Here is a 20136-nt window from a genome sequence, read left to right as displayed (position 1 = left end):
CCGCACGCCAGCCATCGTCCCGATAACCGGGACGGTGACATCGATTACCGCTGTCGCAGTCCTATGTCAATCAGTGTTTTGCTGCGCTCGCCGCCGATTTCCCGCGCCAGCTTCGGCACCAGATAACCCGAGACCCTGGTCATCAGCTGCTGCATGATTATCCGGGCTTCGTCATCGGGCACCATAAAATGTGCCGCGCCCTGCACCCGGTCCAGGACATGCAGATAATAGGGCAGTATCCCGGCGGCAAAGAGCGCTTCGCTCAGCGCCGCCAGGGTATCGGCGCTGTCATTGACGCCCCGCAGCAGCACGCTTTGATTGAGCAGAACCACCTGCGCCCGGCGCAGTTGTGCCATACTTTCCGTGAACGGCCGGTCTATTTCGTTGGCGTGGTTGATGTGGGTTATCAGCACCGTTTTCAGACGGCTGTCCGCCAGGCGTTGGCACAGCGCCGGCGTAATACGGGCGGGTATCACTACCGGCAGGCGGGTGTGAATGCGCAGGGTTTTAAGATGATCAATGGTTTCGAGGCCGCTTATCAGCTCCGCCAGTTCGCGATCTTTCGCCATCAGCGGGTCGCCGCCGGAAAAAATGATTTCGTTCAGTTCCGGATGACGGCGGATATACTCAAGGGCGGCAGCCCAGTTGCCCTTGCTGCCCTGGTTATCCTGATAGGGGAAATGGCGTCTGAAGCAGTAGCGGCAATTCACCCCACAGCCGCCTTTGACCAGCAGCAACGCGCGGTTATGGTATTTGTGCAGCAGGCCCGGCACCACGCTTTGGTGTTCTTCCAGCGGATCGGCGCTAAAACCCGGTACATCCAGGAATTCCTCCCTGGATGTCAAAATTTGCCGTAACAAGGGGTCGTGGGGGTTGCCCGGTTCCATGCGCTTGACAAAGGCTCTTGGCACTCGAAAAGGGAACAGTCGCCGCGCGGCGGCCCCTTCACGTAATTCCTTGTGGTTGTCGAGATGGAGTTGTTGCAGCAGTTCTATGGGATCGGTGACGACATCAGCAAGTTGCAGCAACCAATCTTCTCTAGTTGGGGTATTTCGGGTTACAATGTCTGCCATTTTTTTGGCTTAATTACCAAGTTTATATTAAGAGGACCACCATGGCGTCTTATAGTACCAACGAATTCCGTTCCGGTCTCAAAATCATGCAAGACGATGAGCCCTGTGCGATCGTTGATAATGAGTTTGTAAAACCAGGCAAAGGCCAGGCGTTCAACCGCGTAAGGATTCGTAAGCTGCTCTCCGGAAGGGAGTATGAAAAAACGTTTAAATCCGGCGACTCCGTTGAAGCGGCGGATGTGATGGATGTGAACCTGACTTACCTTTATAACGACGGTGAATTCTGGCATTTCATGAATAATGAAACCTTCGACCAGCTGGCCGCCGATGTCAAAGCCGTAGGCGATAGCGCCAAGTGGCTGGTAGAGCAGGCCGAGTGTGTTCTAACGCTGTGGAACGGCCAGCCCATCGCCGTGACGCCGCCCAATTTTGTCGAGCTGGAAATCACCGATACCGATCCGGGCCTGAAGGGCGACACCGCCGGCACCGGCGGCAAACCCGCCACGCTGAGCACCGGCGCGGTGGTGAAAGTGCCGCTGTTCGTGCAGATTGGCGAAGTGATCAAGGTAGATACCCGCTCCGGCGCTTATGTCTCCCGCGTGAAATAAAGGCAGGCCGGGAATGCTGTCAATAGACGGTTTTTCCGGTGTTTTCCAGGCAAGCAAGGAATACGGCGATTATGTTATCCAGAATGACAAAACTGATCGTTATTACTTTTTTGACGTTGGCGACGCTGAGCGGCTGTAACACCACCCGCGGTTTTGGCGAGGATGTGCAGCATCTGGGCGGGAAAATCTCCCACGCCGCTTCCAAATAGGCCGGCTGGCAGCACTATTACAGAATATTTCAGAGAAAGGCGAGCGCTATACACTTTTTTTACTAAGCTTAAAGAGACGTACTTCTAAAGCTCACTAAAAAGGAAATTGTTATGCTGAAAAAAAGTGTTTTGGCCGTCGCTGCCCTGCTGATCCTTTCCTCACTCGCGGCGTGCAATACCACGCGCGGGGTAGGGGAAGATGTCTCTGCCGGTGGCCAGGCTATTCAGCGCACTGCGCAATAAATAGTTGATGTGTCGCGGCTGCGTATCTTTGCCGGTCTTGATTCTGGCACAGGCACCTTGCCTCTTAGCGCGATCGCGCCGGATTTATCCCGATGATGCCGGCTCTTTGGCGTGTTAAACAGCGTCAATGGCTCCCTGGTTTTGTGGAGCCTTATTTTATGTATGCCGTGAAGAAGCGTGATAGGGAAAAGAGTTGTATCCCTTTATCGTCCCCCCGAGTGGAACCGTCGTACCATCCGTAGCGACGGCATGCTGAATCGATCAATAACACAAGCCGGCTATACCGAATTTTCATAAACCCGCCGTTTAACGATATTTGATACCTGCGTCAAAAGTTACTTCAATATACTCCGCTATACTCTGAGGTTTGAGCAAATTAAATATTGGAAAAAATAATTAATTTACTCAAAAAAAATAATACTTTTCTTATGCTTCTTCTATGAATTGACAGAAATCAAGACCACACTATTCCAACCCTTATAATCTGCAGTTCAACGAAAGGCCTTTTAGCTTTTTCTTGGTTCCAATGGAGGGACTCCATGTCAAACGAAGAAGATGTACTGATAGACCGAGCAGGTTTAGCCGATAAGGCTAAGAAGTCGCGTCTGCCCGCCCGGCTGGATTTGCTGCAAAGCTTATCCGGCCTGTTATTATTTCTGTTCATGTGCGGGCATATGTTTTTTGTCGCATCCATTCTGCTGGGCCGCGATGCGATGTGGACCATCACCAAGTTTTTTGAAGGCTATTTCTTTTTCGGCGGAAAAAGCTATCCCTGGATCGTGTCCATCGTCGTAGGCTGCGTGGCCTTTCTTTTTGTGTTCCATGCCCTGCTGGCAGTGCGTAAATTTCCCGGCAGCTATAAGCAATATCGCGCCTATCGCGTTCATATGAAAGGCATGCATCACGAAGACACCACGCTGTGGATATGGCAGGTGTATACTGGCTTCGCCCTCTTCTTCCTGGCGTCTGCCCATCTGTACCAGATGTTTTTCTGGCCTCAGCTCATCGGTCCTTACGGATCCGGCGCGCGCATGTGGAGCGATATGCTATGGCCCTTTTACCTGATTATGCTGATAGCCATTGAATTACACGGCGGTATCGGTATTTATCGCCTGGCGATCAAATGGTGTATTCCCAATGCTCCGCGCAAAACTCTGAAAAATAAAATGGGGTTTGACCGCATTTTTCATGATTATCGGCTTACTCACGCTGGTCGCTTATATGAAAATCGGCTATGAACACAGGCATAATCCTAATGAAACCTACACCCCAACCTGGGCTGTTCAATCAGTAAATGAGGGTGGTAAATGAAAACTATCGTAACGGATGTACTGGTTATCGGCGGCGGTTTGGCGGGCTTGCGTTTAGGCGTTGGCGCGAAACGCCGCGGACATGATGTCACCCTTCTTTCACTGGTTCCGCCGAAGCGCTCCCACTCCGCCGCAGCACAGGGCGGTATGCAGGCGTCGCTGGCTAACGTCATCAAGGGGCAGGGAGATACCGAAGACATTCATTTTGAAGACACGGTGCGCGGCAGCGACTGGGGCGCGGACCAGGATGTGGTGCGCATGTTTGTGAATACTTCCCCCAAGGCCGTGCGTGAGCTGGCCGCCTGGGGCTGTCCTTGGAGCCGGATTACCAAGGGCGATCGCGAGGTTATCATCAACAGCCAAAAGGTCACCATTACCGAACGTGACGAGGCGCAGGGTCTGATTGCCCAGCGCGACTTCGGCGGTACGAAAAAATGGCGCACCTGCTACGTTTCCGACGGTACCGGCCATGCCATGCTCTTTACCGCCAGCGATCGCGCCATTGCGGAAAAAATCGATATCCACGAGCGTAAGGAAGCCCTAGCGCTGATCCACGACGGTTCCCGCTGCTATGGGGCCATTGTGCGGGATCTTATCACCGGTGAACTGGTTGCCTATGTGGCCAAGGCCACCGCCATCGCCACCGGCGGGGCCGGCAGGCTGTACCGGGTGTCCACCAACGCCGTGATTTGCGAAGGCATGGGACATGCGCTGGCGCTGGAAACCGGCGTTGCGCCGCTGGGCAATATGGAGGCCGTGCAGTTCCATCCTACCGCCATCGTACCGGCGGGCATCCTGGTGACGGAAGGCTGCCGCGGCGACGGCGGGCTGTTGCGGGATGTGGACGGCCACCGTTTTATGCCGGACTATGAACCGGAGAAAAGGAGCTGGCTTCCCGGGATGTGGTATCGCGTCGTATGGAGGAGCATATCCTCAAGGGCAAGGGGGCCAAATCCCGCTTCGGCGATCACCTGTGGCTGGATATCACCCTGCTGGGGCGCCATCACATCGAGCACAACCTGCGTGAAGTCAAAGAAATCTGCGAAAGCTTTCTTGGCATCGACCCGGCGGAAAAATGGATCCCGGTCCGCCCGGCGCAGCACTACACCATGGGCGGGGTACGTACCAATCCCACCGGCGAGTCCCGTAAATTGAAGGGCCTGTTTGCCGCCGGGGAAGCCGCCTGCTGGGATATGCACGGCTTTAACCGCCTGGGGGGCAACTCGGTGGCGGAAACCGTGGTGGCCGGCATGATCGTCGGCGAATTCATCGCTGATTTTTGCGATAACATCGGCAGCAATTTTGATATTCCCATGGGGCTGGTGAATGAGTTCGGCCGGCGGGAAGAGGCGAAGCTTAAGGTCTTGCTAAACGGCGGCGGTACTGAAAACGCCTTTAAGCTCAATATGGAAATGCAGGACACCATGACCCGCTGCGTGGGGATTTTCCGCAGCGGCGAGGCCTTGCAGGAAGGGGTGGCGAAGCTGCAGGAGCTGTTGGTGCGCAGCCGCAATATCGGCGTGAGCAATCGGGTTCCCGGCGTGAACCCCGAGCTGGTGATGGCGTATCGGGTGCAGAAAATGATCAAGCTGGCGCTCACCGTTTCCTATGGCGCCCTGCAGCGTACCGAGAGTCGCGGCGCCCATTTCCGCAGGGACTTCCCGCACCGTAATGACCAGCAGTGGCTCAAGCGTACCCTCTCTTTCTGGCGGGATGACAACGCCACGCTGCCGGAGCTGGAATACGAAGACCTGGACGTGATGAAAATGGAGCTCCCGCCGGGATGGCGTGGTTATGGCGCCAAAGACTATATCGATCATCCCGATACCCCCAAGCGCGCCGCCGAAGTGGAAGAAATCAAGCAGCGCATGGCCGGTCAGGATCGATATGCCGTTCAGGACGCGATCATGTCTTACACCGATAAGCTGCCAGCCAAATTGCGCGGGCTTAATGAACGCATTGATGAGCCACTGGATAGATGAGCTGATTATGAACGAAAATCAAAATAATGACGTACCGCTTACCCCGGCCCAGGTCGCTGCTTATACCGGTAATGGTAACAATGAGAAGCAGGCGCCGAATCGTTTGCTGACGTTGCGCGTTTTGCGCTATAACCCGCAGGATCCCGCCAGTAAGCCGCATATGCAAAGCTATCAGGTGGAAGAAGCGGTAGGCATGACCCTGTTTATCGCCTTGAATGAGATACGGCAGCATCAGGATCCGACCCTGCAATTCGATTTTGTCTGCCGCGCGGGTATTTGCGGCAGCTGTGCGATGACCATCAACGGCCGGCCCGGTCTGGCCTGTCGTACCCTGACCAAATCCTTGGGGACCGAGATCTCTTTGACCCCGCTGCCGTTCTTTGAGCTGATTGGCGATTTGTCCGTGAATACCGGCAAGTGGATGCACGGCATGAGCGAGCGGCTGCAAACCTGGGTGCATATCAAGGAGCAGGAGATCAATCTGAGCAAGGCGGAAGAGCGGATGGATCCCACGCTGGCCGAGAAAATCTATGAGCTTGACCGCTGTATCGAATGCGGTTCGTGCGTTGCCGCCTGCGGTACCGCACAGATGCGGCACGATTTTATCGGCGCGGTGGGCATGGGTAAAATAGCCCGTTTCCGGATGGATCCACGGGACGATCGCACCGATGACGATTATTATGAGGTTATCGGCGATGATAACGGCGTGTTCGGCTGCATGTCGCTGCTGGCCTGCCATGATGTCTGCCCGAAACAGCTGCCGCTGCAAAGCCAGATAGCCTATCTGCGCAGGAAGATGGCGACCATCGCTTAGCCGCGGAGGAGGGGTGGTCTCCCTTTGACACGTTCGCTGCGCGTCCGATGATCGCGGGCCTATCGTGCCATGGGGCGCTCGGGCAGGCGGGAAAACCACGCCTGCTTCGACCCCACCGGCACGGTCTCCCTTTAATACGTTCGTTGCACGTTCGATGATCGCGGGCCTATCGTGCCATGGGGCGCTCGGGCAGGCGGGAAAACCACGCCTGCTTCGACCCCATCGGCACGCTCTCCCTTTAACCGGCTCGTTGCACGTTCGATGATCGCGGGCCTATCGTGCCATGGGGCGCTCGGGCAGGCGGGAAAACCACGCCTGCTTCGACCCCATCGGCACGCTCTCCCTTTAACACGCCCGGTTTCACATCATGTGAAAACGGGACTACCGCATTCTGGCATTGTCAGTTCATGGGCACGATTGCTGAAAGTTTGAGTGAAGCCAATGGGGAGGGGCAGGATGATAGAAGAGTAAACCGTCCACGCCAGGGATGGCGTGGATCGAGCTTCCAGGGACGGATTTACGGCGTGTTTACGATCTATCATTCTGCCCCGACCTGACACCTTATCGAACGGCGTGCAATGGGCTATACCTCTCTTCGGGTGTGACGATGAATTTGTTTACCCGGCGGGATACGGGTAGACTGCATCCCCGGTTTGAATCAGGAGGGACTGAACATGAGCGAAACGGCAAGCTGGCAACCCAGCGCCTCCATCGCCAATCTATTAAAACGCGCGGCTATTATGACGCAGATCCGGCAGTTTTTTACCGATCGCGGCTTACTGGAAGTGGAAACTCCCGCCATGAGCCAGGCGACGGTGACGGACGTGCATCTTTCTCCTTTCCAGACCCGTTTTGTCGGGCCGGGTGCGGCGCAGGGCCTGACGCTCTATCTGATGACCAGCCCCGAGTATCATATGAAACGCCTGCTGGCGGCCGGAAGCGGACCGATTTTCCAGATTGGCCGCAGTTTTCGCAACGAAGAGGCCGGGCGGCATCATAATCCCGAGTTCACCATGCTTGAGTGGTACCGGCCCCATTACGATATGTACCGGCTGATGAACGAAGTGGATGATTTATTACAGCAGACGCTGGATTGCGACAGCGCGGAGACCGTTTCCTATCAGCAGGTCTTTATCCGGCATATCGGCATCGATCCTCTTTCAGCCGATAAGGCGCAGCTGTGCGACGCCGCGGCAAAGCTTGATTTGGCGGATGTATGCACGCCGGATGAAGATCGCGATACGCTTTTGCAGATGCTGTTTGCCATGGGCGTGGAGCCGAATATCGGCCGCGATAAACCGACCTTTGTTTATCACTTTCCCGCCACCCAGGCGGCGCTGGCGGAAATCAGCTCCGAGGACCACCGGGTCGCCGATCGTTTCGAAGCCTATTTCAAAGGGGTGGAATTGGCCAATGGCTTTCGTGAGTTATCCGACGCTACCGAGCAGCGCCAGCGTTTTGTGCAGGATAACCGCAAGCGTGCCGCCATGTCGCTGCCGGAGCAACCCATTGATGAGCACCTGCTGGCGGCCCTGGCGCACGGTATCCCTGAGTGTTCAGGGGTCGCGCTGGGGGTGGATCGGCTGGTGATGCTGGCGCTCAAGGCGGACAGCCTGGCGGATGTCATCGCCTTTACGGTGGAGAGGGCTTAAGACCCGTCTGAACCGCTATCGCGAGCCGGCTTCAAAGCCGGCGGGCCGTTTCACTATCCCCATCCTGACCTGGAACGGCGGGAACGGCATTTCCAGGCCGTGTTCACGGTACCCCTCGAGAATCAGATGATTGAGCTGATGCCGCAGCGGCATGCGATGGCCCATTTCCGCCGCGTGTACCCGCAATTCAAACAGCATGATCCCCTGTTGCAAATCCACCAGAAACGCCTCGGGCTGAGGATTGGCCAGCACCAGGGGACAGCGCTGCGCCGCGTGTTTAAGCAGCAGGGTGACCGTTTCGCTGTCGGCGTCGGCCGGGGCGGGAATGGTCAGCACGATGCGCGTAACCGAATCCGACAGGGACCAGTTGATAAACTGCTCGGTGATAAAGGCCTTGTTGGGCACGATGATCTCTTTGCGATCCCAGTCGGTAATGGTCGTGGCGCGGGTGTTGATGCGGGTAATGCTGCCGGTAAGCTCCCGGATGGTGACGGTATCGCCGATACGGATGGGTTTTTCAAACAGGATCATCAGGCCGGAAAAAAAATTGGCAAAGATCTCCTGCAGGCCGAAACCGAGCCCGACGCCGAGCGCGGCCACCAGCCACTGCAGTTTCGCCCATTCAATGCCTATCCATGAGAAGCCGATCAGCCCGCCGACCAGCATCAGCAGATACTTGGTGACGGTGGTAATGGCGTAGCCAGTGCCCGGCGTTAAATCCAGATGCTGCAACAGCGCCAGCTCCAGCAGCGCCGGCAGGTTGCGCACCAGCTGCGCGGTGATGATAACCACCAGCACCGCGATCAGAACCGACGCCAGGGTGATGGGCTGAATGCTTTCCACGCCCTTGACGGTGGAACTCACATCCCATAGCCGGATATTTTCCAGGAAGCCGAACGCCGAATGGATTTCCGACCACAGCCAGAGCACCGATATAAAGGCGACCAGGGTCAATATCGAGCGTACCAGGCGCAGCGACTGGGCGCTGATGGCGTCCAGGTCCACTAACGGTTCGTCCATTTCCGCCGCGGCGTCGTTTTGCTGGGAAGGCGACAAATCCTCTTCGCTGCGCGCCCGCTGCGCCAGGATCTCCGACCGCCGCTGCTTGGCGCGATCGAAGGCGATACGGCGCCGCTGGATAAACATCCACCGGCGAATGATATGGTAGATAACCAGCAAGAAGAACCAGATTGCCACTGAGGTCTCCAGCCGTGCCAGCAGCGCCTGGGCGGTGGCCAGATGCCCGAGGCAGGCCGCCGCCGCCGCCGCCAGGGGCGCGCACTGCAGTAAATTCCACAGCGTGCGGTTAACTCCGTTATCTCCCGAACCGGATTTATCCAGATAGAGGGGAATGCCGGATCGTTTCAGGCTGTTGGTCACCAGGCTCAGGGCGGCGCACAGCAGCACGAAGCATAAGCGGCCCAAGGTGCCGGAAAATTCCCGGTCATTGAGATTATCGAAGGCGATTAACGCCATGATAAGCGGCACGATAAGCCAGATGGACAGGCGGTAATACCGCATCGCCCGCGCCACCCGATGCGCCGGCCAGCCGAGGTGGGCGATGAATAAGCCGCGGGGCTGGGCAAAGTGGGCGCTGATCATAAACAGCCATAATACCGGAACCGTGGCTATCAGGCCGTCGCCAAGGGCCACCGCCACCGGATAGGGCCAGGCATGCTGCAGCCCGAAGCCCAGGGCGGCCCACAGCACCGGCAGGGGCAGCGCCAGCACGATGGACCAGAATACCGTGCGCAGGGTAAGGTAAAAATAGTCCTGGTTGACTTTGCCCACCTTGCCGGCCGCGCGGTCGAGGAAGGCATGGTAGTGATGGCGGGAACTGATGCTGAACCCCACCAGCAATACCGCGCAAAACAGCGGTATCAGAGTCTCCTGGCTGGTGAGCATCATGATGAGCGCGTGGCTGAGCTGGGTGAAGGTGTCGATGGACAGCAAGCCCCTGAGATCCCGCAGCAGCTGCAGCGGAAAATCGAGGCTAAGGGGACCGAAATCCGCCACCCAGAACAGGTAGCGGTGGGCGGCCTCCCTGATTTCACTCATGGCTTCCACCAACTGGCCGTTGGCGACCTTGAGCTTGGTGAGTTCCAGAATCTGGGTATCGTAGCCCGATAGCAGGGAGGTCAGCAATTCCCGCTGGGTGCGCAGCTGCGCCGCCAGGATCCTGCTTTGTTCCGCGGTCAGGGGTTTTCCGTCGTCTTGCTTGCCCTGCGCCGGCTGCGGCAATTTGTTCAGCAGATCCTCGTAATGCAGCCGGCTGACGCGCAGCTGCGCCATATCGCTGTTCAACTGCTGCGGTTTGGGTAAATCGGGCAGGCGGGATATCTGGGCGCGCAGCGTTTCCCCCAGCGCCGGCGAGTCTCCTATCCACTGCGCCTGTTCCCGCAGGGTGTTCAGCGCCTGCCTGACCTGCAGGGTTTGGGCGGCGGCCTGGCGCTGCTGCGAGGCGATAAGATCCATGCGCTGGGCCTGCTCGTTGAGCGCAACGGACAGTTCGCGATTGATTTGCAACGGGCCGCTGATGGCCTGGGGTAAATTACCGCTCTGTCCGGCCAGCAGTTCAGTGTTCTCCAACACCCGTTCCGCTTCTTGCTGGCGTAAGGCGTTGAGCCGATTGCGCAGCGCCTGCAAATACAGGTCGACGCCGTCATGGCGTTTTCTCAGCACATCGGCGCGCAGGCGCGACAATTCCTGGCGATTATTGGCGCTGAGCTGCGCCAGCTCCAGCTCATCCACCCGGGCGCGCCGGGCGGCGGCCTCTGCCTGAAGCCGCCGGCTTTGCGCCTGCGCCAACGGCGACGAGGGGACGCCGTTTCGCGACTGCAGACGCTGTTCGGCGTCCCGCAGGGCTTTCCTCGCCTGCGTTTGCTGCTGGGGCAGCAGGCTTAACGATTCGCTGATCTCCCGCGCCTGCTCCTGCTCCTGCTGCAATTGCCGGCTGAGCTCCAGCAGCTGGCTGCTGGTTTGCACGATTTGCTGCTCCAGGGCGCTTGCGGACAGTTTGCCGCTGACCTCGGCGGGTTTTTCCGGCTCGGTCTCCAACTGTTGGCGCAGCGCGGCGGTGAGCTTGGGAAAATCGTCAATGGCGTTCTGGTATTGCCGGCCGCGCTCGGCGGAGACCTTGCCCTCGGTGATGAAGTCCAGCGCGCCCTGCAGGGATTCAACGATTTCCCCCTGGTGAGGGACGGCTTTGTTGGATTCGGCCTGTTGCAGCTCTTTTCGGACCTGCGCTTCATCGGGGAAGGCGGCGGCAAAAAGCGGGGCGGATAACATCCACCCCAGCAGTATGATTATGGTTATACGCACGCTTTTCCCTCTTTACGCGCCGGGGGGGCAGCTCAGGGCTGCGGGCTGTCGGCCGCGTGCGGGATGCCGTCGGCCAGACGTTCGCCGACGCGGGTGATGGCACGGGCATGCAGGCGATCGTTGAGCGTCACGCCGCCCTTGGCGAACAAATTGATCACGGTGGATCCCAGCTTGAAACGGCCCATCTCCTGGCCTTTCAGCAGGACCACCGCGTTATCGTCGTTTGCCTGCGGGTAATGCCAGCGCTTGATGATGCCCTCGCGCGGCGGGGTGACGGTGCCGGACCAGACGGTCTCAATGCTGCCGACGATGGTGGCGCCCACCAGGATTTGCGCCATCGGTCCGAAATCGGTGGAAAACAGGCAAATGACCCGTTCATTGCGGGCGAATAGATTCGGGATCGAGGCCGCCGTCAGCGGATTCACGGAAAACAGCTCCCCAGGCACATAAATCATCTCCCGCAGAATGCCGTTGCAGGGCATATGCACCCGATGATAATCCCTTGGGGCAAGATAGGTGGTGACAAACGTCCCGTCGCGGAATTCTTCTATCAGCCGCTCGTTGCCGGCCAGCAGCGCTTCCAGGCTGTAATCGTGGCCCTTGGCCTGGAAAATGCGGTCGTCCAGGATGGGGCCGGACTGGGAAATGATGCCGTCCGCCGGCATCGTCAGGACGTTCGGGTCGGCATCGATGGGCCGTGCGTCGTCACGCAGCGGGCGTACAAAAAACGCGTTGAAGGTGGGGTAAGCCGAGATTTCCGGCTGCTGCGCTTCCTGCATATCCACCCGGTAGTAGCGCACGAACAGGCCGATCGCCATCTTGGTCAGCCAGCCGCCCCGGTAGCCCGCTCCCCTGCCGGCCAGCAGGGTCAGGGCGCGTTTGGGCAGTAAATACTGCAATGCTATTTTCATCCTATCCAGCACCTAAAACCTCGTACGTGAGTGGTTGAAGAAAAAAAGAGGGAAAAGTGTACCGGCGGCAAGGATAAATGTCAGCGATCGGTTTCGGAAAAGGATTTACGCGTCTTTACCTGCGACATGCTTTCCAGTATCTGATGATAATTTTCGAAACGCACCGCCGATATTTCCCCCGCATCCACGGCGGCGCGAATGGCGCAGCCGGGATCGGTATTATGGCGACAGTCACGGAATTTACAACTGCCTAAATACTCTCTGAATTCGACATAGCCGCGGGTGATTTGTTCCGGCTCCAGATGCCATAAACCGAATTCCCGTACCCCTGGGGAATCGATAAGCAGGCCGCCGTGCTTGAAGTGGTACATGCGGGCGGCGGTGGTGGTGTGCTGACCGAGACCGGAGTTATCGGAGACATTATTGACGACGATAGGGGCCAGTTCGTCGGGAAGCAGGGCGTTCAACAGGCTGGATTTACCCACCCCGGACTGTCCGGCGAAGATGCTGATGCGATCCGTCAGCGCGGTTTTGAACGCATCCATGCCTTCCAGGGTTTGGCTGGAGACCATGATGACCCGGTAGCCGATGCGGCTGTAGATAGCCATGGTTTTATCCACCCACAGCCGGGCTTCCTTATCCAGCAAATCGATTTTATTCAGGACGATAAGCGGCTCAACCTCTACCGTCTCGCAGGCCACCAGGTAGCGATCGATGATATTCACCGATAATTCCGGCAGGATCGCCGAGACGATGACTATTTGATCCATGTTTGCCGCGATGGGTTTGACCCCGTCGTAAAAATCGGGGCGGGTAAGCACCGAGGTGCGGGGATGAACCGCTTCGACGATACCGCTGATGCCCGCCAGCGCTTCGGTGCCGGGTCGCCATACCACGCGATCGCCGGTGACCAGCGAGGTAAGGGTGCGGCGGATATTACAGCGGTGCAGGGTACCCTCGGCGGATTCCACGTCGGCGTGCATGCCAAAGCGGCTGATCACGATGCCTTCCTGGGCTTCCCCCAGCAGAGCATCATCCACATCGACGCCGCGGTCTTTTTTCAGACGGCGCTGGTGGTTGGCCTGTACGCGGCGTTGCTGGCCTTTGGACAGTTTATTTTTGCTCACTGCGCCTCACTTGTAGCACATGGATCGCCTGGGGCGACTAAAACGTCTATGATACACAGTATTCTATCAGATACGCCGTAAAACCCTTTACATCGAGAAAAACATGTCGGTAAACGAGAACAACCTAATATGGATCGACCTGGAAATGACCGGGCTGGATCCGGAGCGCGATCGCATCATTGAAATCGCCACCCTGGTGACGGACGCCAACCTGAACGTCCTCGCGGAAGGTCCGGTTCTGGCGGTGCGCCAGTCCGATGAACAGCTGGCCCTGATGGATGAGTGGAATGTCCGCACCCATACCGCCAGCGGGCTGGTGGACCGGGTCAAGGCCAGCACGGTGGACGAAGACGCCGCGGTGGAGCAAACCCTGGAATTCCTGCGCCAATGGGTGCCGGAAGGCAAATCCCCCATTTGCGGCAACAGCATCGGCCAGGATCGACGCTTCCTGTTCCGTTATATGCCGGCGCTGGAAGCCTATTTCCACTACCGTTATCTGGATGTCAGTACCCTGAAAGAGCTGGCGCGCCGCTGGAAACCGGAAATCCTGGAAGGCCTGACCAAGAAAAGCACCCATCAGGCCCTGGATGATATTCGCGAGTCGGTGGCCGAGCTGGCCTATTACCGCGAACATTTTATCCGGCTATGAGGGGTTGACCGCGCGCGGGCCGCCGGGAAAACCAGCACATCGATGATTAATTAATCAATCAAACGAAAAGAAGGATTTTTTGGCGCCGGGGGGCTTGCAGGGAAAATGTTTTCTCGTATAATGCGCTCCCCATACCGATAGCGTTTTTTCACTGTCGGCAAAGCGGGAATAGCTCAGTGGTAGAGCACAACCTTGCCAAGGTTGGGGTCGCGAGTTCGAGCCTCGTTTCCCGCTCCAAATTTTGATTTGCGGACGCCCCAGGGCGTCCGTTTTTCTTTCTGCCTGCGGCGGGCACGGCGCGTAGCGCCTTGTCGGGCGCTGTATATATATCAGTCCGGCCAGGCCTTCAGCGCCCTGGCGACGGTACGATACAGGTCGGCCCGGGTCGCGCCGGACTGCGCATCGAACGCCATGCCCCAGCCCACCACCATAATAAACCGCGCAAGTTCGTCCGGATCCTGGTCAGCGGGCAGATCGCCGCTTGCCCGGGCCTGTTGAAACCGCTCCCGCAGCTTGGCCCGGCGGCCCTCGCGTATTGACGAGAGCGCCTGCCGTACCGGACCCGAATCGTCAAAACAGGGCAAGGCGCAATTCACCGCAAGGCAACCTGGCGGACTGGCGGGATCGGTATAAAGATCCGCCATCCGGTACAGCATATGCTCCGCGACGCCGCGGGCAGTGGGTTGGCTTAAGGCTTCTTCCGCGTAGCCAAGACGGATTTTCGCATAGCGTTCCAGGACCGTCTTGAACAGACCGTCCTTGCTGCCGAAGGCAAAGTAGAAGCTGGGGGGCGTAATGCCCATCGCTTTGGTCAGGTCGGCCAGGGATGTCCGTTCATAGCCGTTACGCCAGAAAAGCTCGGTTGCCGCCTCAATTGCCCTGTCAACGTCGAATACCCGCGCGCGCGCCATTTGCCGCTTACCTCATCCTGCATTGTTTCCTCATGTAGCGACTATTATACATCATCTTGACAAGGCCTTATATCGTAATATAGTGATCACTATATTACGGCTGGCCCGCGCGTTTGGCGGGCGGTGAGGGTGGGCTACGGCTGACCTGTCTTTAGCAACTGTGGAGTCTCTATGCAATTTACAACATTCGGCCGGACCGGTCTGACCGTATCCCGTCTTTGCCTGGGCACCGGAACCTTCGGTAAACAAACCGACGAAGCGGAATCGAGGCGGATCTTTGACATCGCATCGGAAGCCGGCGTTAACTTTATCGACACCGCGGATATGTACCCGGCCGGCATCGGCGCTTCCGGAATGGGGCTCACCGAAGAGATTACCGGCCGTTGGCTGGCAGGCAAGCGCGACCGCTTTATTCTTGCCACCAAGGCGGGCGGCCCCATGGGGCCTTCCCCCTGGGACCAGGGCACCTCGCGCAAACATTTGCTTGATGCAATCGATGGGTCACTGCGTCGATTGAACGTTGAATATGTCGATCTCTATCAGCTTCATTTGGACGATGCGGCTACCCCCTTGGATGAGACCCTCGAAGCCCTTGACGCCATTGTCCGCTCGGGCAAGGCGCGTTATGTCGGCGTATCGAACTTCCTGGCCTATCGGCTCGCACGCGCCATCGGCCGCCAGGAAACGTTGAAACTGGTGGGGTTCGTTTCGGTGCAGCCGCGCTATAACCTGCTGTATCGTGAAATCGAACGCGAACTGTTGCCCTTGGCCACAGAGGAAAACCTGGCGGTGATCCCCTTTAATCCTCTGGCCGGAGGATTGCTGACGGGCCGTTACCGGCAGGATGAGACGCCGGAAAAGGGACGTTTCTCGGCGGAAGTCGGGCAGTTCGGCGCCATGTATCAGGCGCGCTATTGGCATCAGCGCGAGTTCGAGACCATCGCTCGGCTGCAAGAGGCCGCCGGGGGAATCGGCCAGCCGCTGACCAAGCTTTCCATCGCCTGGATCCTGGCAAATCCCGCCATCACCTCGGTTATTCTTGGCGCAAGCCGGGCGGAGCAGCTGTCCGATTCCCTGGCCGCGGTGGATTACAGCCTTACGGCGGATCTCAAGGTCCGGTTTGATGAGCTTACCATTGAATATCGGCGCGGGGACTCGGTGAGATAATATGCTGCCGTTCTGAACGCTTGGTGCCCCGGCGTTTAAAAAAAACTTGTCAGTTTTAAACATCTGGTCCATAATGCAATCCGCCTTTCAATTGACACATAAATATCAACGGAATCAATTGATTGTGTTGATGGTACCGCGGATGGATATTGCGCATAGACTGTGCAAACGCGTTGCCGGAAAGATGTGCCGGGAAAGCATAATGCGGGACATAATGCGGGAATAGCTCAGTGGTAGAGCACAACCTTGCCAAGGTTGGGGTCGCGAGTTCGAGCCTCGTTTCCCGCTCCAATTCAAAATTTCGGACGCCCAGCAGCGTCCGTTTTTTTGGAAAAAATCTTCCGGTCATTTTCCTGGCGGGGAATTTCCGGCAGGACAGCCTATTGCCGCTCCGCCGGATAACGGGATGATTGCCTCAAGGGCGAGGGGCTTTGCGCAGCCTCATGCTTTCGTCCGACGGGGTCGCGACCGACGTCAGGTCGCAGCTCTTCGGCAACAGGAACGTGAGGAGGCCGGCGATGATAAGTGAAGCCGCCAGCGCGCAAACCGCCAGGTTTTGTCCGTAAAGAAACATCACGACGCCTACCAGGTAGGGACCGCAAAAACCGCCGAGGTTGCCCAGTCCGTTTATCACCCCGCGGGCGCTGCCGGCAACTTCCGCCGAGGCGATACGCATCGGGATCGACCAGAACGGGCTGGTGGCCGCTTTGAGGAAGAAGCCGCAAATCACCAGGGCGATATAGGACGCGATCACATTCTGTTTAAGAATGACCGATGCCAGCAGCGCGGCGGCGAAACACAGCAGCGAAACCCGTACCCATAGCCGCCGTTTGCCGGTTTTATCGCTCAACACCGAGATAAGATAGATGCCGGCGATAGTGGCGATAAACGGCAATATCGCCAGCAACCCCACCCCTGCCATATTGGCGCCGGTGAGATTTTTCAATATGGTGGGCAGCCACAGGGTATAGCCATAATCACCGGTTTGATAAAAGAAATTCAGCACCACCAGCTTTATCAGTCCGCTGTTGCGGAATACGTCCCGCAGCGGAGCATTGCTGACCGGCGTGAGGTTCTGGCGGTTTTCGGCATCCTGGGCCAGCTCCCTGCGTAAGTACTCACGTTCTCTTTCAGGCAGCCAGCGCGCTTCCTGGGGACGATCGCTTATCAGGCACCACCATACCGCCAGCACCACCAGCGATAACATGCCTTCGATAAGAAACAGCCAGCGCCAATTCAGCAGGTTGATAATGGTACCGGAGATGGGGGCGGTGACCATGCCGCCGATGGGCGCGAACATCATGACAAACGCATTGGCCCGCCCGATTTCTTTTTCCGGGAACCAGTTGCTCAGCATGGTCAAGACCACCGGCAGCATGCCGCCCTCCGACACGCCCAGCAGAAAACGCAGCGCCAGCAGCTGATAGTGGCCGGTGACAAATCCGGTGGCGATGGACACCACGGCCCATACCGCCAGCGACCAGGCGATGAAACGCTTACCGCTGCCGTGAACCGCGGTACGGCCGCCGGGCACCTGCAAGAAGAGATAGCCGATAAAAAATATGCCGCTGGCGAGACCTGCCATCCGGCTGTTTATGCCTAAATCGCTTTCCATGCCTCCCGGCAGGGCGAAACTGATATTCACCCGATCCATAAAGGAAATGATACAAGCGATTAATATTGGCGCGACCACTCGCAGCCAACGGGTATGAGGTATTTTATCATCCATAGCGAAATGTCCGACAATAAGGTTAGCCACCCCTTTTTAATCATAAAAAGAGGAATCAGTATTATTTTTATATCCGGCTATCGTCATTGAATAATGATTGTCAGAAAAGCCGGTGCCGTGAAATAAACAGCCATCACCCCCCTTAATGTTATTCCAGTTTATTCGGCAGCGGGCGCTGGCTGAAGAAAGCCTCCACGTTGGCGAAGACTATGTCGCTCATTTTGCGCCGGGTTTCCCATGTTGCGCTGGCCGTATGGGGCTGTAACACGACATTGTCCATCGCCAGCAGGGCCGGCGGCACGTTGGGCTCGTCGGCATAGACGTCCAGCCCGGCCCCGGCGATATCGCCCTGTTGCAGCGCGCTAATGAGATCCGGCTCGTTAACGATGCTGCCGCGGGCGATATTGATAACCAGCGCATGGTCCGGCAACGCCTGGAAGATCAAGCGATTCACCATTCCCTGGCTCTCTTTGCCGCCTGAGGCCGCAATCACCAGAAAATCGCTGTCGCGGGCCAGGGCGGGTAAATCGGGGCAGAAGAGATAGGGCAGGGCGTCGTTACGTTTACGGTCGGTGTAGCGGATTTGCATATCGAAGCCGCCGGCGCGGCGGGCAATGGCCCGTCCGATATTGCCCATGCCGAGGATGCCGATGCGTTTGCCGCTGACCTGGCTGCTTAACGGCGGCGTTTCCAGCGGCCAGCGTCCCTCGCGCACGAAGCGATCTCCCTGGCACAGCCGGCGGGCGGTGCTGAGCAGCAGGCCCAGCGCCATATCCGCCACATCCTCGGTCAGCGCGCCGGAGGTAATGGTGATGTCGATGCCGCGTCGACGCGCATAGTTCAGGTCAACCCCGTCGGTGCCAACGCCGAAAACAGCCACCAGTCCCACCGACGGCAGCGCCTCCAGCACCGGCGTGCTCACCCCTACGTCCCCGCGCGTCACCACGACTAAAATGCCGGCGCCGTTTTGCGCCAGATAGGCCGCCGGATCGGCTTGTTCGTACAGCTTATGCACTACGTAGCCGGCCTCAAGACGTTTTTGCAGTTGGTCCATTACCGGTGCTATCAGCAAAACGGTACGCAAATTTCTTACTGTCATGTTATTACCCCTGTACGGCGTTACGCCACGCTGGAACCACCGGCTAACTTCCCCGTTTCAGCCTCTTGTTGCGGCTTGATGGAAAGGGCGAAGACCACGGCGATGCCCAGGCAGGCCGCCATCATAAAATAGGATGAATTGGTTGAATGGGTGACGCTGTTGAGCATGCCCACCAGATACGAGCCGATAAACGCCCCGACGGCGGCCATGCTGTTGATCATCCCGCCGGCGCCGCCCACCATGGACGCCGGCAATACGTCGTGCACCAGCGCGAAGAACGGCCCGAACGGGATATAAAGGCAGGCCCCGGTAATCACCAGCAGCAGGTAAGAGAGCCAGAAATGATCGGTGCCAAGGAAGGGCAGCAGCAGGAAACAGCAGCCGGCTATCAAGATCGGATAGGCGATAAAACCCACCCGTTTTTGATATTTGTCGCTTAGCCAGGCGGCAATCATCATTAATATCGCCGCCAGGCCGTAAGGCAGCGAGGACAGCAGGCCGGTTTGGGCCATGGAGATGGCGCCCGAGTGCAGAATGGAGGGCAGCCACATCAGGAAACCAAAAAAGCCGATGCTCTGGAAAAACATCCAGCCCGCCAGCTTGATAACGTTGGCGGAGCGAAGGACTTGGCTCCAGTTGGTCATGGTCTCTTTACGACGCTGCTCATTGGCCAGTTCGCCGATAAGCGCCGCTTTCTCCTGCTTATTCAGCCAAGCGGCCTGTTCCGGCCTGTCGCGGATAACCACCCACCACACCACCGCCCAGATGACGGCGGGAATGCCTTCCACCACAAACATATGGCGCCATCCCCAGTTCTGCACCAGCCAGCCGGAAAGAATGGACATCCACAATACGGTAACCGGGTTGCCGAGCAGGAACAGCGTATTGGCTTTGGAGCGTTCGGTATGGGTAAACCAGCGTGAAATCAACAGTAACAGGCTTGGCGTCACGATGGCTTCCACCACCCCGAGGACAAAGCGGATGACGACCAGCGAGGCGACATTGGTGACAAGCCCCGTAAGCGTGGCGCAGATGCCCCACAGCACCAGGCTCAGCGTCAGCAGTTTGCGCACGCTCCATTTTTCCGCCAGCATCCCGCCCGGAATTTGCAGGGTAAAATACCCCAGGAAAAACAGCGCGCCAATCAAGGACGCCAGAGAAGGATCAATACCCAGATCGTTACCGATGCCGGCGGCGGAGGCAAAACTGTAATTAGCCTTATCAAGGTAAGACAGGCTGTAGGTAATAAATATCGTCGGCATTAAATAGAGCCAACGGCGTTTGGGCAATGTATTCATGTTGACTGGTCTCAATATGGTTTATGTAATCAC

17 protein-coding genes, 2 tRNA genes and 1 pseudogene are annotated in these 20136 nt (G+C 57.6%); 12 read left to right on the top strand and 8 right to left on the bottom strand.

The features are described 5' to 3' along the window. Window positions 1-44: 44 nt before the first annotated feature. Window positions 45-1073 carry an EF-P beta-lysylation protein EpmB gene (gene epmB, locus GTU79_RS24295; RefSeq protein ID WP_203524002.1) on the bottom strand — a complete coding sequence of 343 codons (1029 nt, stop codon included), beginning with the start codon at window positions 1071-1073 and terminating at the stop codon, window positions 45-47. A gap of 41 nt (window positions 1074-1114) precedes the next feature. Between epmB and efp the strand changes: the two genes are divergently transcribed. The 8 genes and pseudogenes from efp to epmA all read left to right on the top strand — a co-directional run bounded on the left by efp (window position 1115) and on the right by epmA (window position 7891). Continuing rightward, the gene (efp, locus tag GTU79_RS24290; protein WP_203524001.1) at window positions 1115-1681 is read left to right on the top strand and encodes an elongation factor P; all 567 of its coding nucleotides are present in this window, start codon (window positions 1115-1117) and stop codon (window positions 1679-1681) included. Window positions 1682-1764: 83 nt separating this feature from the next. Then, the gene (locus GTU79_RS24285; RefSeq protein WP_413726842.1) at window positions 1765-1890 is read left to right on the top strand and encodes an entericidin A/B family lipoprotein; all 126 of its coding nucleotides are present in this window, start codon (window positions 1765-1767) and stop codon (window positions 1888-1890) included. A 111-nt stretch (window positions 1891-2001) separates the two neighbouring features. Then, a complete protein-coding gene (locus tag GTU79_RS24280) occupies window positions 2002-2133 on the top strand; it encodes an entericidin A/B family lipoprotein (RefSeq protein ID WP_132925614.1) in 132 nt (43 codons plus the stop codon). 539 nt (window positions 2134-2672) lie between these two features. Beyond that, window positions 2673-3371, top strand: a complete 699-nt coding sequence (locus tag GTU79_RS24275; RefSeq protein WP_214513441.1) for a fumarate reductase cytochrome b subunit — start codon at window positions 2673-2675, stop codon at window positions 3369-3371. 69 nt (window positions 3372-3440) lie between these two features. Next, a pseudogene (locus GTU79_RS30765) lies at window positions 3441-4262 on the top strand (FAD-binding protein); the annotation flags it as partial. A 98-nt stretch (window positions 4263-4360) separates the two neighbouring features. After that, window positions 4361-5425, top strand: a complete 1065-nt coding sequence (locus GTU79_RS24270; RefSeq protein WP_214513440.1) for an FAD-binding protein — start codon at window positions 4361-4363, stop codon at window positions 5423-5425. 7 nt (window positions 5426-5432) lie between these two features. Then, entirely contained in the window at window positions 5433-6239 is an 807-nt protein-coding gene (locus GTU79_RS24265) for a fumarate reductase iron-sulfur subunit (protein WP_132925620.1), read from the top strand. A 674-nt stretch (window positions 6240-6913) separates the two neighbouring features. Continuing rightward, window positions 6914-7891, top strand: a complete 978-nt coding sequence (gene epmA / locus GTU79_RS24260; RefSeq protein WP_132925622.1) for an elongation factor P--(R)-beta-lysine ligase — start codon at window positions 6914-6916, stop codon at window positions 7889-7891. Window positions 7892-7906: 15 nt separating this feature from the next. Here the strand turns inward: epmA and mscM are convergent, their stop codons facing one another. The 3 genes from mscM to rsgA all read right to left on the bottom strand — a co-directional run bounded on the left by mscM (window position 7907) and on the right by rsgA (window position 13250). Further along, window positions 7907-11179, bottom strand: coding sequence for a miniconductance mechanosensitive channel MscM (gene mscM / locus GTU79_RS24255; RefSeq protein WP_253073690.1), 3273 nt, complete (start codon window positions 11177-11179; stop codon window positions 7907-7909). A gap of 65 nt (window positions 11180-11244) precedes the next feature. After that, window positions 11245-12135, bottom strand: coding sequence for an archaetidylserine decarboxylase (gene asd, locus GTU79_RS24250; protein ID WP_203523998.1), 891 nt, complete (start codon window positions 12133-12135; stop codon window positions 11245-11247). A 68-nt stretch (window positions 12136-12203) separates the two neighbouring features. Next, complete coding sequence (gene rsgA / locus GTU79_RS24245; protein WP_203523997.1) at window positions 12204-13250, bottom strand: small ribosomal subunit biogenesis GTPase RsgA; 1047 nt, start codon at window positions 13248-13250, stop codon at window positions 12204-12206. Window positions 13251-13353: 103 nt separating this feature from the next. Between rsgA and orn the strand changes: the two genes are divergently transcribed. Then, a complete protein-coding gene (gene orn / locus GTU79_RS24240; RefSeq protein WP_203523996.1) occupies window positions 13354-13899 on the top strand; it encodes an oligoribonuclease in 546 nt (181 codons plus the stop codon). A 162-nt stretch (window positions 13900-14061) separates the two neighbouring features. Then, window positions 14062-14136 (top strand) — tRNA-Gly (locus GTU79_RS24235). Between the two features lie 92 nt (window positions 14137-14228). Here the strand turns inward: GTU79_RS24235 and GTU79_RS24230 are convergent. Then, entirely contained in the window at window positions 14229-14810 is a 582-nt protein-coding gene (locus GTU79_RS24230) for a TetR/AcrR family transcriptional regulator (protein ID WP_203523995.1), read from the bottom strand. A gap of 171 nt (window positions 14811-14981) precedes the next feature. On the opposite strand from GTU79_RS24230, the gene GTU79_RS24225 reads away from it, so the two are divergent. Continuing rightward, window positions 14982-15977: an aldo/keto reductase gene (locus GTU79_RS24225; RefSeq protein WP_203523994.1), complete on the top strand. Its 996-nt coding sequence runs from the start codon at window positions 14982-14984 to the stop codon at window positions 15975-15977. Window positions 15978-16193: 216 nt separating this feature from the next. Next, window positions 16194-16268, top strand: a tRNA-Gly gene (locus tag GTU79_RS24220). Between the two features lie 124 nt (window positions 16269-16392). Here GTU79_RS24220 and GTU79_RS24215 read toward each other — a convergent pair. The 3 genes from GTU79_RS24215 to GTU79_RS24205 all read right to left on the bottom strand — a co-directional run bounded on the left by GTU79_RS24215 (window position 16393) and on the right by GTU79_RS24205 (window position 20103). Beyond that, window positions 16393-17706: an MFS transporter gene (locus GTU79_RS24215; RefSeq protein WP_132925636.1), complete on the bottom strand. Its 1314-nt coding sequence runs from the start codon at window positions 17704-17706 to the stop codon at window positions 16393-16395. Window positions 17707-17854: 148 nt separating this feature from the next. Next, entirely contained in the window at window positions 17855-18805 is a 951-nt protein-coding gene (locus tag GTU79_RS24210; RefSeq protein ID WP_203523993.1) for a 2-hydroxyacid dehydrogenase, read from the bottom strand. A 20-nt stretch (window positions 18806-18825) separates the two neighbouring features. Next, entirely contained in the window at window positions 18826-20103 is a 1278-nt protein-coding gene (locus GTU79_RS24205; protein WP_203523992.1) for an MFS transporter, read from the bottom strand. Between the last annotated feature and the right edge of the window lie 33 nt (window positions 20104-20136).

The organism is Sodalis ligni (assembly GCF_016865525.2).
Lineage (GTDB): Bacteria > Pseudomonadota > Gammaproteobacteria > Enterobacterales > Enterobacteriaceae > Acerihabitans > Acerihabitans ligni.
This window is presented reverse-complemented; position numbering and strand designations above follow the sequence as displayed.